The organism is Benzoatithermus flavus (assembly GCF_037908215.1).
In the GTDB taxonomy this organism is placed as follows: Bacteria; Pseudomonadota; Alphaproteobacteria; order Geminicoccales; family Geminicoccaceae; genus Benzoatithermus; species Benzoatithermus flavus.
Genome location: NZ_JBBLZC010000008.1, coordinates 146386 through 159563 on the forward strand (window position 1 = coordinate 146386; position 13178 = coordinate 159563).

Consider the following 13178-nt stretch of genomic DNA (forward strand, 5'->3'; position numbering starts at 1 on the left):
AAATCCATGATCAAGATCACCTGGCGCCATGACGGCGTCACGCGCCGGGGTTTCCTCGGTGCCACTGCCACGGTAGGCGCTGGCATCGTCGCGGCACCCTATATCGTGCGCCAAGCCTGGGCAGCGACGCCGATCCGGATCGGCGTCATCTCGCCGCTCACGGGTGCCTGGACCGTCTACGGCAAGGCGCACTTCGCCGGGTTCGAGCTGGCCGTGGACGAGATCAACAAAGCCGGTGGCGTGCTCGGGCGACCGATCGAGATCGTCGTCGGCGACAGCAAGACCGAGCCCAGGATCGTCGTCGAGCAGGCGAACCGCTTGATTCGCCAGGAACGCGTCGATCTCCTCGCTGGCACCTTCTCGAGTGCCGAACGCAATGCGGCGGGGCCGGTCGTCCAGCAGAGCGGCAAGATCCTGCTCTACCCCACTTGGTACGAAGGGCAGAGCCAGGAATTCTTCCCCGGCGTGTGCAACAAGAACATCTTCATGTTCGGCCCCGAGCCCTCGCAGCAGGTTTGGCCACACGTCGAGCACGTGATGAAGAGCCATGGCAAGCGGTTCTTCCTGATCGGCTCCGACTATGCGTGGCCGCGCGAGACCAACAAGATGTTCAAGGAGAAATTCCAGGAGCTGGGAGGCGAGGTCGTCGGCGAGGTCTATATCCCGTTCAACACCCCACAGTATGAATCGGTCCTGCGTGACATCCGCAACGCCAAGACGGAGGTCGTGTTCCATACGCTCACCGGCTCGGATACGGTCAATTTCCGTCGCCAGTTTCACGCAGCCGGCATGTCGAAGGATATCGCGATCTGGACCGTGGATGACGAGGAGGTGGTCACAAGCGGCCTCGGGCCCGAGGTCTCGGCCGGGACCTATGTCAGCTTCGATTACTTCATGACCATCCAGCATCCGAACAACAAGATCTTCCTCGAAAAGTTCTTCGCCAAATACGGCAAAGACGCGCTGATGAACACGGTAGGCGTGGGCATGTACAACGCCGCTCACATGGCGGCGCTCGCGATCGCCAAGGCGGGTTCAACCGACACTGCCAAGGTGCGCGACGCGCTCAAGGACCTGACCTTCGACGGAGCGCCGCAGGGCCCGGTGCGGATGCGCGGCGAGGACCACCAAGCCGTGCTGCCGTCCTACCTGATGCAGGTGCGTCAGGGCTGGACGGGGGTGAGCGACATGTTCGAGGAGGTCCGCTCGCTGCAGACGGTCGAGCCGGTGCCGGCCAAGTGCAAGGCGCTGCCGCTCTGAGCCTCGTGCGCGTGGGCCTCAGCCGCGGCTGCCGTGGCGGGGCCCACGTCATCTTGCTTTGCTTGTGCGCTAGGGAACGGGGGGCCCGGTGCTCGCATCCATCCTGAGCGTCGCCGTCGACGCCGTGCTGATCACGCTGGTTCTGGCGCTCGCCGCCTCTGGGCTCGCGGTGATCTTCGGCCTGATCGGCGTCATCAATCTCGGTCATGGCGCCATGCTGACGCTGGGTGCCTACTTCATGTGGTGGGCGACCGCGCACGGCACCCCGTTCGTCCTAGCGGTACTGCTGGCGGCATTGGGCGTGTGCCTCGTCGGGCTCCTGCTCGAACACCTTCTGATCCGCCATTTCTACGACGAGCCGTTCGAGACCCTGCTCCTGACCTGGGGCTTCTTTCTCGTCTGCACCGAGGTGATCAAGCTCGCCTTCGGTACCGACTTCCGCAACGTCGCCAACCCTTTGTCGGATACGATCACCGTGCTCGGCCTCGAGCTTCCGGCCTACCGCTCGCTGGTGGCATTGCTCTCGCTCGTCCTGCTCTTGGCATTGGCGGCAGTGATCTTCCGCACCGGGATCGGCATCAAGGTACGAGCGCTCGTCCAGAACCGCGAGGTCGCGAGCCTGCTCGGCCTCGATGTCGGCCTCGTCTACAAGCAGGTATTTGCCGCCGGCACCTTCCTCGCCGGGCTCGCCGGCGCCCTCATCAGCCCGATGCTAAGTATCGACCCCTATATCGGCAACGTCTTCCTGATCCGCTCCTTCTTCGCGGTAACGGTGGGCGGGCTCGGGCAGATCCTGGCCGGTACGCTCGTCGGCAGCTTCGTCATCGGTGGGGCCGAAACCCTGTTCGCGCTCGTCTCAAGCCAGGTCTTCGCGCAGACCGTGGTGTTCGCGCTCGCCATCGTCCTGCTCCGTTTCCGGCCCGCAGGCCTCGTCGGAGGTCGCCGATGAACGCCACCGCGCTACCGGCCGCCGTCATGCCGGCGGGACACCGCCTGGGCGCCTGGGCGCCGGCAGTCGTCGTCTTTCTAGCGCTGGCGCTGCTGCCGGTCGTGTTCGAAGGCTACGTTGTCTACATCCTGCCGCAGTACATGCTATTCGGGGTCATGGCGATGTCGCTCGCCCTGCTCTGGGGCCAGACCGGTATCCTGAGCTTCGGCCAAGCCGGCTTCTTTGCCATCGGCGGCTATGCCATCGGCATCGGCATGAGCCACGAGCTGCCGATCAACCCTGCCTATATCGGCATCCTGACCGGCATCCTGGTCTGCGCCGTCACGGCGGCCCTGATCGGCTACTTCCTGTTCAGCGCCGGCGTGCGCGACAGCTACTTCGTGCTCGTGACGCTGGCGCTGTCGATAATGGTCGAGCAGATCGCCGTGAGCCAGTCGGAGCTGACCGGCGGCTGGAACGGCATGTTCATCATGCGCCCGATACTCACCGCCCCTGGGCTCGAGCTGCCGCTCGACGGCGACGTGTCGATCTATTACGTCGTCTTGGTCGTGGCGGCCGCCGTGTACGCGGGTCTTAGGGCGCTGACGACGGCGCGTTTCGGCAAGATCCTGGTCGGAATCCGCGAGAACGAGACCCGGATGGAGGCGCTGGGCTACCGCACGGTGCTCTATAAGACGGCCGCCTTCGCGCTCTCCGCTGGTATCGCCGGCTTGGCCGGCGCTCTCTACGGTACCCATGCCGGCTTCGTCTCTCCCTCCCTGGGAGGTGCCCTGTTCTCGACTGAGGCGGTGGTCTGGGTCGCCGTCGCCGGCCGGTCCTCGCTGCTTGCAGCCTTTCTCGGCGGTGTCATCGTCTCCTCGCTGTCGAACTATCTCTCGGCGTTGACACCCGGCCTGTGGCAGCTCTTCATGGGCCTCCTGTTCATCGCAGCGATCACCCTGTTCCGTGGCGGCATAGCAGGCTTCCTCGGTCGGCTGCCGGCACGTCGGAGGGCGATGCCGTGAGCCCGATCCTCGCGGTGCAGGGGCTCGGCAAGCGCTTCCAGGGGCTGGTCGCCAACACCGATATCGCCTTCACGCTCCAGCCAGGCGAGATTCGCTCGATCATCGGCCCGAACGGAGCGGGGAAGACCACCTTCATCAGCCTGATCTCGGGCCATCTGACGCCCACGACCGGACGGATCCTCTACAAAGGCAGCGACGTGACCGGGCTTTCCGTCGCACGCCGGGCCCAGCTCGGCATCGCGCGGAAGTTCCAGACACCCAGCCTGTTCGACAGCCTGAGCGCTTACGAGAATATCGAACTCGCCGTGCTGCGCTCCCGTCCGCGCTCGCGCGGCCACGCAGCACGGATCGGCGAGGTCTTGGAGCTTGTCCGGCTCGCCGACCAGCGCCATGCGGTAGCCAAGCATCTGTCGCATGGCCAGCGGCAATGGCTTGAGATCGGGCTGCTGCTGGCCAACAACGCCGAGCTCCTCCTGCTCGACGAGCCGACAGCCGGCATGACGGCCGAGGAGACCCATGCCACCGGGATCCTGGTCCGCTCACTGGCGCGCGAGTTCGGACTCTCGGCGATAATCATCGAACACGACATCAACTTCATCCGCGATCTCGACGCGCCGGTGACAGTGCTGCACCTCGGCCGGGTTCTGGTCGAAGGCAGCTTTGCTGCAGTGGCGGCTGATCCGCGCGTGCGCGACGTCTATCTGGGCAACGGCTGATGGCACTTGAGGTCCACGACCTGACCGCGGGCTACGGCTCGATCACCGTGCTCCGCGGCATCTCGCTGCGGGTCAAGGACGGCGAGATCGTAGGCGTGCTCGGCCGCAACGGCATGGGCAAGTCCACTCTGATCCGCGCCATCTCGGGCCTGGTGCCGGCGAGTGCTGGCATCATCCACTTCGCCGGCGAGGACATCACGCGCGCACCACCGCATGTTCGCGCCCGCCTGGGCCTCACCACCGTCGTTCAGGGGCGGGGCATCTTCCCGCGCCTCACCGTGCGCGAGAACCTAGAGATGGGGCGGATCGCCGGCGGCGGCGCCAAGCGATCGCGCCTCGACGAGGTCCTGGGCTACTTTCCCCGGCTGCGGGAGCGCATGACGCAGCTCGCCGGCACGATGAGCGGGGGCGAGCAGCAGATGCTGGCAATCGGCCGCAGCCTCATGACTGATCCCAAGCTGATGCTCCTCGACGAGCCCTCGGACGGGATCATGCCGGCGCTCGTGCACCAGATCGCGGAGACGCTGGTTGCGATCAACCGTAACGAGGGCATGAGCATCGTCATCGTCGAGCAGAACGTGCCGATGGTCTTCCGCATGACCCGGCACTGCGTCATTCTGGAGAAGGGCAAGGTAGTGGCCGAGGGAGATCGGGAGCACCTCGAGACGAGCGAGGTCATGCGACAGTATTTGGCCGTTTAGCCGTCCCGCTCTGCGGAAGATTGTTGGGAGCCGTGGCAGAAAGCGGCCTCGGCCCGGGAGGGTGCTGCCTCGAAGTCGAGCATGCCCTGTAGGCGCGCCCGGTCGTCCAGAAAGACAGCCGGCTTCGACCGTGCCGAACAGGGGACCCAGAAGACCGGACGGGATACGGGATAGGAATCATCACGTGGCTCGGGCCTTCTCGGATTGAGCAAAGGACCGCGGCGGCAAGCCGCGGGCGGCGGGCGCAGCAGTACCCGCGCCTCGGCGACGGTGGCGGGCCGGCGGCCGTACGCGGGGCACGAGACCGATCATCTGCGAGCGGCGCGTCCGGCTTTCCACGGGTTCCTACTCGGTGCCGAGCCGGGCGAGCGCCACCTCGCCCAAGGGCTCCATGCGCTTGACGCGCAGGCTCCGGGTCCATTCGCGGGTGAAGTCGCGCTGCCAGCGCCAATTGATCCACAAGGTCACGCTCATCGTGACGAGAGCGCCGAGGCCGGCCAGCGCCATGTCCTTCTGCGCGTCCCACGGATCGCCCTGACTTCCGAGATAGGCGACACCGAGATCGCCGCCGAACGCCGTGGCCGCTGCCCACTCGATCAGCTCGAACAGGGCCGAGGTCGAGAGCGTCAGATCGAGCGGCAGGAAATAGGCCCAGAAACCCCGCGCATCGGCCACGCGGAAGAACAGCTCGCGCATGGGATAGGCGAGGAGCAGGCCGTAGGAGAAGTGGACGAGCCGGTCGAAATGGTTGCGGTCGAGCCCTAAGACCTCGTTGAGGCGAAAGCCGAGCAACGCCTCGGTCCAGTCGTCGTAGGGAACCTCGGCATAGGTGTAGTGCGCCCCCACCGAGTGCAGGCCGAGGAACAGGAGGATCAGGCTCCAGGACAGGCGCGAGAGCGGGAAGAAGCGCAAGGACGCCGCCAGCGCCGGGACGAACAGGACGAGCAGCACGTTCTCGAGCGCCCAGTCGGCCCGATCCCTGGGCGTCACGGCGAGCAGGAGCCAGATCAGGGCGAAGAGGGCGAGGGTGACGAGACAGTAGCGCCGGTGCCCCGGCGGCAGGTGATAGGCAGGAAACGAGCGGGTGGCGGGTGGTGGCATGTTCGTTCCCGACGGCGCCCGGGCACGGCGCCCGCGACCAGCCATAGGGCCTGCCGCCGATGCGGTCCAGGACGGGAAGCTGCCATGCTGCCCGATATGGCGCTGCGGCGTCGATCTCCTCCGCCGTCACCGCCATCGGCTGGAAACGTGCCGCTGCGATCCGGATCGACGGCGCCCGCCACGGCGCCGAAGCTGCGGTCGCTCGGCAGCGCACGGGCCTCCGGGCGTAACCGACGTTTTCTTGCCCGGCTCCTCGGCGTATGGTGCCGCAGGTGAAGCAGAAGCCGGGAGGCGAGGAACCGTGCGCGTTGCGGAGGCGCTGCTGCAGGCATTGAGGACGTACGGGGCCGGCCAGATCTTCGGCATTCCCGGCGACTTCGCCCTGCCGTTCTTCAAGGTGATCGAGGAGAGCGGGATCCTGCCGCTCCACACGCTGAGCCACGAGCCGGCGGTGGGTTTCGCGGCCGATGCCGCCGCTCGCTTTCGCGGCAGCATCGGCGTCGCGGTGGTGACCTACGGTGCGGGCGCCTTCAACTGCGTCAACGCGGTCGCGGGTGCTTTCGCCGAGAAGTCGCCCGTGGTCGTGATCTCGGGGGCGCCCGGCCGGGCCGAGAGCCGTTCGGGCCTCCTTCTCCATCACCAGGGCAGGACGCTCGACACCCAGTTCCGGGTCTATCAGGAGATCACCTGCGCCCAGGCGCGGCTCGACGATCCGGCGACAGCACCGGCCGAGATCGCCCGCGTGCTGACGGCCGCGATCGATCAGTCCCGGCCGGTCTACATTGAGCTGCCGCGCGACATGGTGGCGGCCGCGTGCGGACCCGTCCCGCCTTATGCCGAGACGCCGGCCGACCCCGAGGCGGTCGCGGCCTGCGCCGAGGAGATCATGGCCCGGCTCCAGGCGGCGAGCCGGCCGGTCGTGATGGTCGACGTCGAGGTCCGCCGCTACGGGCTCGAGGCCAAGATCGCGGAGCTGACGCGGCGCCTGGGTGTGCCGGTCGTCACCACCTTCATGGGCCGTGGCCTGCTCTCGGGTACCGACACGCCGCTCGCCGGGACCTATCTCGGCGTCGCCGGCGATCCTGCGGTCACCGAGCTGGTCGAGGGCTCGGACGGGCTCCTGCTCTTGGGCGTCATCCTGAGCGACACCAATTTCGGCGTGAACGCCGGCAAGCTCGATCTGCGCCGCACCATGCAGGCCCTCGACCGGCAGGTCAGCATGGGCTTTCATCAATATCCGGGGATCCCACTCGCGGCGCTGGTGGATGCGCTGCTCGAGCGTGCGCGGCCGCTCGGCCATGCCCACGCTGCCCCGCCGACATCCTACCCGCGCGGCCTCGTCGCCGACGGAGCACCGATCGCACCCGACGATATTGCGCGCGCCGTCAACGATCTGTTCGACCGGTACGGACCGATGCCGATCGCGGCCGATATCGGCGACTGTCTGTTCACGGCCATGGAGATCGACCACACCGACCTCACGGCACCCGGCTACTATGCCGGCATGGGCTACGGTGTCCCGGCCGGCATCGGTGCTCAGCTCGCCACCGGCCGGCGCACGCTGATCCTGGTCGGCGACGGTGCCTTCCAGATGACCGGCTGGGAGCTCGGCAACTGCCGCCGGCTCGGGATCGACCCGATCGTGATCCTGTTCAACAACAGGAGCTGGGAGATGCTGCGCGCCTTCCAGCCGGAATCGGCCTTCAACGATCTCGACGACTGGCGGTTCGCCGAGATGGCGGAGCCGCTGGGCGGGCACGGCCGGCGCGTCGCCACCAGGGCCGAGCTCGCGGCGGCGCTGGAGGAGGCCGCCCGGACCCGCGGCCGCTTCCAGCTCGTCGAGGCCATGATCCCACGGGGGGTGCTCTCCGCCACGCTCGCGCGTTTCGTCAGCGGCGTGAAGCGGCTGCACACGCCGGGAGAAGCGCCCTGATGCTGTCGAGCCGGGTCCTGAGATCGATCCTCCATGCCATCTTGCGGATTCTTTACCGCTACGAGGTCCGCGGGATGGAGCACACCGCGATCATCAGGCCCGGCGAGAAGGTGCTGGTCGTCGTCAACCACATCTCGTTCCTGGACGGTGCCTTCCTGATGGCGGCGCTGCCGCGGATTCCGGTGTTCGCCATCAACACCGATATGGCGAACCGCTGGTGGCTGAAGCCGTTCTGGCGGGTGGCGAACCTCCACCCTCTCGACCCCACGAACCCGCTCGCCGTGAAGGAGCTGATCAACAAGATCAACCAGGGCCGGCCCTGCGTGATCTTCCCGGAAGGGCGCATCAGCGTCACCGGTGCTTTGATGAAGATCTATGCCGGCCCCGCCTACATCGCCGACCGGACCGGGGCCGCGATCATCCCCGTACGCCTGGACGGCCCGGAGCTGACACCCTTCAGCCGGCTCAAGCAGGGCCAAGTGACCCGGCACCTGTTCCCCAAGGTGATCGTCACGATCTGCGAGCCCTGCCGGCTCGAGGTCGGCCCGGGCTTGCGTGGCAAGGAGCGGCGTAAGGCCGCCAATCTCCAGCTCTACGAGATCATGTCGACGATGGTGTTCCGCACCACGCATTGGGGCGACACCCTGTTCGAAGCGCTTCTACGTGCTCGCTCCCGGCACGGCTGGCGCTATGTCGCCGTCCAGGACACGAGCGGCATCCAGATCGACTATATGCGGCTCGTGGCGGGGGCGATGGTGCTGGGCCGGAAGCTCGCTGCCGAGACCAGGCCCGGCGAGCGGGTCGGCGTGCTGCTTCCCAATGTCAATGCCGCCGCGGTCGTGTTCATGGCGCTCCAGGCGATGGGCCGCGTGCCGGCCATGCTCAACTTCTCGGCCGGTCCCGCCAACCTCGAGGCCGCGGCCGTCATGGCCGAACTCGGGCTCGTCGTCTCCTCGGCCGAGTTCGTGCGCAAGGGCAAGCTCGAGCCCGTGGTGGCGGCGATCGGTTCGCATGCCAGGCTTCTCTGGCTCGAGGAGGTGCGCGAGACGATCGGCCGGATGGACCGGCTGCGTGGCTTCGTGGAAGGCCTGCTCGCGCGAAAGATTCACGGACGACTGCGCCTGAAGCGCGACGATCCCGCCGCGGTCCTGTTCACCTCGGGCTCGGAGGGGCGGCCGAAGGGCGTCGTCCTCAGCCACCGCAACATCCTCGCCAACTGCGCCCAGCTCTCGGCCCGCGTCGACTTCAACCAGCTCGATCGCTGCTTCAACGCGCTGCCGATATTCCACAGCTTCGGGCTCACCGGCGGCATGCTCCTGCCGATCCTGGGTGGGGTGCGGGTCTACATGTACCCCTCGCCGCTCCATTACCGGCTGGTGCCGGAGATGGTCTACGACAGCGACTCCACGATCATCTTCGGCACGAACGCCTTCTTCAAGGGCTATGCCAGGATGGCCGATCCTTACGACTTCCGCTCGCTGCGCTACGCCTTCGCCGGCGGCGAGGCCGTGCAGGAGGAGACGCAGCGGTTGTGGTTCGAGAAGTTCGGCATCCGCATCCTGACCGGCTACGGCGCCACCGAGACGGCACCCGTGATCGCCGTCAACACGCCGATGCATTATCGCGCCGGCACGGTCGGGCGTTTCCTTCCCGGCATCGAATGGCGTCTCGAGCCCGTGGCCGGTCTCGAGCGGGGCGGACGCTTGTGGGTCAAGGGGCCCAACGTCATGCTGGGCTATCTGCGCTACGAGCGGCCGGGCGTGCTGCAGCCGCCCGAGGACGGCTGGTACGACACGGGCGACATCGTCGACGTCGACAAGGACGGTTTCGTCTCGATCATCGGCCGCGCCAAGCGCTTCGCCAAGATCGGTGGCGAGATGGTGAGCCTGGGGGCGATCGAGGATCTCGTCGTCTCGCTCCGGCCCGAGGGTCATCACGCGGTGATCGCCCTTCCCGACCCGCGCAAAGGGGAGCGTCTCGTCCTCGTCACCAACGACGAGACGCTCGAGCGTAGTGAGATCCTGGCAGCGGCGCGCAAGAAGGGCATGAGCGAGATCACGGTGCCGGCCGAGATCGTGCGCATGCCGAAGCTGCCGGTGCTCGGCACCGGCAAGACCGACTATCCCGAGGTGCAGAAAATCGTCACGTCCTACCTGTCGGCGGCGTGAGCGCGGCCCGGGCGGCCTTCAAGCCGCCCGGGCGTGGAGTGCCGCTCGCGGCGCTTCCGGCCGCGAGGGGTCCTTGAGATACCAGCCCGCATCCTCGAGGAAGGCCATCCGATCGCTCTCGAACCCGTTGAAGCGGGTCTTCAGCGCGTTCGAGTAGGCGCCCATCATCCCGACCTCGACCCAGTCGCCGTCGTCGGCATCGGCCGGCAGCCAGTGCGGGCCCGGCATGCTGTCGATGCTGTCGCAGGTGGGCCCGAAAAGGTCGAAGCCGACCAGGCGATGGTCGACGGTGCGGCCCGGCCGCACGAGGCGCAGCGGAAACTGCGGGCCGACCCACTTGAGCTCGGCCAGGTTCCCGTAGACGCCGTCGTTGAGATAGAGGCTCTCGCCCCGGCGCAGCTCGATCCGGGTCAGGACCGAAGCGCCGTCCGCAACCAGCGCCCGGCCGGGCTCGCACTGCAGCCGACAGCTCAGCCCGTGCCGTGTCACCGCCTCGACGATGGTCGCCACGAACGCCTCGAACCGGGGCTCGTCGCCCTTGTAGACGGCGGGGAAGCCGCCGCCCACGTCGAGATGATCGACGGGCCCCGCCCGGCGCACCACCTCCGCGGCGAGACCGATCGCCCGGGCGAAGGCGCCCGTGTCGACGCACTGCGAGCCGACGTGGAAGGTGATGCCCACCTCCCTGGCGTAAGTCCGGGCAGCACGGACGAGAGAGCTCGCCTCCTCGACTCCTACACCGAACTTGCCCGTGAGCGTGAGCAACGCTCCCTCGCCCGGCACGGCGAGCCGCACGAACAGCTCGAGGTCGGTGGCGCAGCCCGTGGCCGCCACGATCTTCGCGAGCTCGTCGGCATGGTCGAACACGAACCGGCGCACGCCGTGCTCGTAGTAAGCCTCGGCGATGGCGCCCACGCTCTTCACGGGGTGCATGAAGTGACAGCGCGCCTCGGGCAGGAGAGCCCGCACGGCGCGGATCTCGCCGATCGAAGCGGTGTCGTAGTGGCGGACGCCGCCCTCCCAAAGCGCACGCAACACCTCGGGCGCATCGTTGCACTTGACGGCGTAGAGCACGTCGCCGGGAAAAGCGTCCAGCATCCGCCGGGCGCGCACCTTGATCAGGTGCGGCCGGAGACAGACGACCGGATCGACCGGGGAACGATGCGAAAGCAGCGCCGCAGCGCTCCTGAAGGTGTCAGCCATACCGACCTCCCAACCCCTGGAAGAGTCAAGACGATCAGAATGCCGCCGCCGCGCGCGCCGCAGTGCTTAGGCTTCTTTTCGGGGGCCTCATATGGGGCAGATGCCTCCCCCTGTAAAGGGGAATTTTACCTTGCGTCCGAACGTCGCAAAAATTGGTTAGACCTTTGTAAAGAAAGGATTAAACCAGCATCCGGCAGCCGAGCGGCTGCCGCGACAGCCCAAGCGAGTTGCAGGAACCGGCTGGCCGGCCGCTGGTTCCGGCGGCGAGCGCTTCGGAATTCGATCGGGTCTCCCCGGATCGAGCCGTTCCCCGGCCGGTCGCCGGATCGACACCTCATCCTGTCTGGATCACCACGATGTTCTACCGCCCCGACGAGTCGCACGGCCTGCGCGCGAACCCCTTCAACGCCATCGTCGTGCCGCGCCCGATCGGCTGGATCTCGAGCCTCGACCGGGAGGGCCGGGCGAATCTGGCGCCCTATTCCTTCTTCAATGCCGTCGCCTACCGGCCGCCGCAGGTGATGTTCTCGGCCACGGGCCCTCACGAGCACGGCGGCTTCAAAGACTCGGTCAGGAACATCGAGGCCACGGGCGAGTTCGTGGCCAATCTCGCCACCTGGAACCTGCGCGAGGCCATGAACGCGAGCTCGATCGCCGCTCCTTCCGGCTTCGACGAGTTCGCCCATGCCGGGCTCACCAAGGCGCCCTCGGTCGTGGTGAAGCCGCCGCGCGTCGCCGAGAGCCCGGTACAGCTCGAATGCGTGCTCTCGCAGATCGTCGAGCTCGAATCGCCCTCGCCCGAGCAGCCCAACCGCATGATCATCGGCCGCGTGGTCGGGATTCACATTGCCGATACGGTGATCGAGGACGGCAGGGTGCTGGTCGAGCGGCTCGATCCGATCGCCCGCCTCGGCTACGATCAGTACATGCGGGTGCACGACGTGTTCGCCATGACCCGTCCGCGCTGGCAGGAGAACGGGAAGAGCTGAGCCGATCGTCGGCGTTCGATGCCTTCGCTCGCCCACCACGCGCAGCGCCAGAAGCGCCGGTTGCCTCGCTCTGGCGGCGGGTGTCCGCCTCGTGAGCCCGAGCACGACCACGAGACTCCCTTCTCGTCCGCCCATGACGATCGACATGCGATCGGGTTTTGCACCCTCCTCGTGATCTCGGCTTGGCTACGGCGCGCCGCTCCGTTATCGGGTGGGGCGAGATCGTGCGGCCTCGCGCTCGACCGTCAGTCGGCGAGCGGAGCGTCCCGACGATGATCGGCTCCGTCGCGGGTCACACCATGGAGTTGTCTTCGCCGTGAGCGCCCTTCTCACCAGCGCCTCCGTCCGCCGCGTGCGCGATGCGCTCGCGGCCGCAGGCATCGAGGATCGCATCGTCGAGCTCGCCGACACCGCGCGAACCGCCGAGGACGCCGCCAGAGCCTGCGAGGTGCCGGTGGGAGCGATCGTGAAGTCGCTGCTGTTCGAGATCGACGATGCTCCGGTGCTGGCGCTCGTCGCTGGCGACCGGCGCTGCGACGTCGCGACCCTGCCCGCGGTCCTGGGCCTTTCCGGCAAGGCCAGGCGCTGCGATGCCGCGAAGGTCAGGAGCATCACGGGCTTCGCTATCGGCGGCGTGGCGCCGGTCGGCCATCTGACGAGGCTGCCCACGGTCATCGACGCGAGCCTCGGCCGTTTCCAGCGTCTGTTCGCAGCGGCCGGCCATCCCCACTGCGTGTTCGCGACCTCGCTGCCCGAGCTCGCAGGGCTCACGGGCGGCATCGTCTCGGAGCGCATCGCCACACTCTGATCCCCCGTGATTGACATGCGCCCGTCGCCGACGATACAAGCTCATCCCGTGGAGACGTGGCCGAGTGGCTGAAGGCGGCGGTTTGCTAAACCGTTATAGGGTCTAAAGCCCTATCGGGGGTTCGAATCCCCCCGTCTCCGCCAGAACTCCCGACTTCCTGATTACGTTCTGGTTTTTTTTCCGGTGATCCGGAACGTGGCGTGTATCACGGCGATACAGGCCATGGCGAGGGCTGGCGATCGATGGGCTCAGCCGGCGATGCCTGCACCAATGCGCCGGGCGGGAGCTTCCTCGCCACGCTGACGAACACAGATCCAGACCGATGGACCACCTCGAGCCCGCCCGC

The 13178-nt window shown here is 67.3% G+C and carries 11 protein-coding genes and 1 tRNA gene; 10 read left to right on the plus strand and 2 right to left on the minus strand.

Going from position 1 to position 13178, the window contains the following annotated elements; all coding sequences use genetic code 11:
• Nucleotides 1-6: 6 nt before the first annotated feature.
• The 5 genes from U1T56_RS10310 to U1T56_RS10330 all read left to right on the plus strand — a co-directional run bounded on the left by U1T56_RS10310 (nt 7) and on the right by U1T56_RS10330 (nt 4630).
• Nucleotides 7-1260 carry an ABC transporter substrate-binding protein gene (locus U1T56_RS10310; RefSeq protein ID WP_418159382.1) on the plus strand — a complete coding sequence of 418 codons (1254 nt, stop codon included), beginning with the start codon at nt 7-9 and terminating at the stop codon, nt 1258-1260.
• A gap of 88 nt (nt 1261-1348) precedes the next feature.
• Nucleotides 1349-2209 (plus strand): branched-chain amino acid ABC transporter permease, encoded by an 861-nt coding sequence (locus tag U1T56_RS10315; protein WP_418159383.1) that lies wholly within the window; start codon nt 1349-1351, stop codon nt 2207-2209.
• Nucleotides 2206-3213: a branched-chain amino acid ABC transporter permease gene (locus tag U1T56_RS10320; protein WP_418159384.1), complete on the plus strand. Its 1008-nt coding sequence runs from the start codon at nt 2206-2208 to the stop codon at nt 3211-3213. Before U1T56_RS10315 ends, U1T56_RS10320 begins: the two co-directional genes overlap by 4 nt.
• Nucleotides 3210-3929, plus strand: a complete 720-nt coding sequence (locus U1T56_RS10325; RefSeq protein ID WP_418159385.1) for an ATP-binding cassette domain-containing protein — start codon at nt 3210-3212, stop codon at nt 3927-3929. Before U1T56_RS10320 ends, U1T56_RS10325 begins: the two co-directional genes overlap by 4 nt.
• Nucleotides 3929-4630, plus strand: coding sequence for an ABC transporter ATP-binding protein (locus tag U1T56_RS10330; RefSeq protein ID WP_418159386.1), 702 nt, complete (start codon nt 3929-3931; stop codon nt 4628-4630). The genes U1T56_RS10325 and U1T56_RS10330 overlap by 1 nt, the downstream gene beginning before the upstream one ends.
• A gap of 345 nt (nt 4631-4975) precedes the next feature.
• Here U1T56_RS10330 and U1T56_RS10335 read toward each other — a convergent pair whose 3' ends face one another.
• Nucleotides 4976-5731, minus strand: coding sequence for a DUF2238 domain-containing protein (locus U1T56_RS10335; RefSeq protein WP_418159387.1), 756 nt, complete (start codon nt 5729-5731; stop codon nt 4976-4978).
• 301 nt (nt 5732-6032) lie between these two features.
• On the opposite strand from U1T56_RS10335, the gene ipdC reads away from it, so the two are divergent.
• Nucleotides 6033-7664, plus strand: a complete 1632-nt coding sequence (ipdC, locus tag U1T56_RS10340; protein ID WP_418159388.1) for an indolepyruvate/phenylpyruvate decarboxylase — start codon at nt 6033-6035, stop codon at nt 7662-7664.
• Entirely contained in the window at nt 7664-9832 is a 2169-nt protein-coding gene (locus U1T56_RS10345) for an AMP-binding protein (RefSeq protein ID WP_418159389.1), read from the plus strand. The genes ipdC and U1T56_RS10345 overlap by 1 nt, the downstream gene beginning before the upstream one ends.
• Nucleotides 9833-9850: 18 nt before the next feature.
• Here the strand turns inward: U1T56_RS10345 and U1T56_RS10350 are convergent, their stop codons facing one another.
• Complete coding sequence (locus U1T56_RS10350) at nt 9851-11035, minus strand: type III PLP-dependent enzyme (RefSeq protein ID WP_418159390.1); 1185 nt, start codon at nt 11033-11035, stop codon at nt 9851-9853.
• A 356-nt stretch (nt 11036-11391) separates the two neighbouring features.
• Between U1T56_RS10350 and U1T56_RS10355 the strand changes: the two genes are divergently transcribed.
• From U1T56_RS10355 to U1T56_RS10365, 3 genes are all read left to right on the plus strand, one after another.
• Complete coding sequence (locus U1T56_RS10355) at nt 11392-12024, plus strand: flavin reductase family protein (protein WP_418159391.1); 633 nt, start codon at nt 11392-11394, stop codon at nt 12022-12024.
• A 316-nt stretch (nt 12025-12340) separates the two neighbouring features.
• The gene (locus U1T56_RS10360; RefSeq protein WP_418159392.1) at nt 12341-12832 is read left to right on the plus strand and encodes a YbaK/EbsC family protein; all 492 of its coding nucleotides are present in this window, start codon (nt 12341-12343) and stop codon (nt 12830-12832) included.
• A gap of 50 nt (nt 12833-12882) precedes the next feature.
• Nucleotides 12883-12975, plus strand: a tRNA-Ser gene (locus U1T56_RS10365).
• The last annotated feature ends 203 nt before the right edge of the window (nt 12976-13178 follow it).

What these genes read in the sequence shown, in the direction of transcription:
- U1T56_RS10320 (WP_418159384.1), top strand. Translation starts at nt 2,206, where the DNA reads ATGAACGCCACCGCGCTACCGGCCGCCGTCATGCCGGCGGGACACCGC.
- U1T56_RS10330 (WP_418159386.1), top strand. Translation starts at nt 3,929, where the DNA reads ATGGCACTTGAGGTCCACGACCTGACCGCGGGCTACGGCTCGATCACC.
- U1T56_RS10345 (WP_418159389.1), top strand. Translation starts at nt 7,664, where the DNA reads ATGCTGTCGAGCCGGGTCCTGAGATCGATCCTCCATGCCATCTTGCGG.
- U1T56_RS10350 (WP_418159390.1), bottom strand. Translation starts at nt 11,035, where the DNA reads ATGGCTGACACCTTCAGGAGCGCTGCGGCGCTGCTTTCGCATCGTTCC.
- U1T56_RS10335 (WP_418159387.1), bottom strand. Translation starts at nt 5,731, where the DNA reads ATGCCACCACCCGCCACCCGCTCGTTTCCTGCCTATCACCTGCCGCCG.
- U1T56_RS10355 (WP_418159391.1), top strand. Translation starts at nt 11,392, where the DNA reads ATGTTCTACCGCCCCGACGAGTCGCACGGCCTGCGCGCGAACCCCTTC.
- U1T56_RS10310 (WP_418159382.1), top strand. Translation starts at nt 7, where the DNA reads ATGATCAAGATCACCTGGCGCCATGACGGCGTCACGCGCCGGGGTTTC.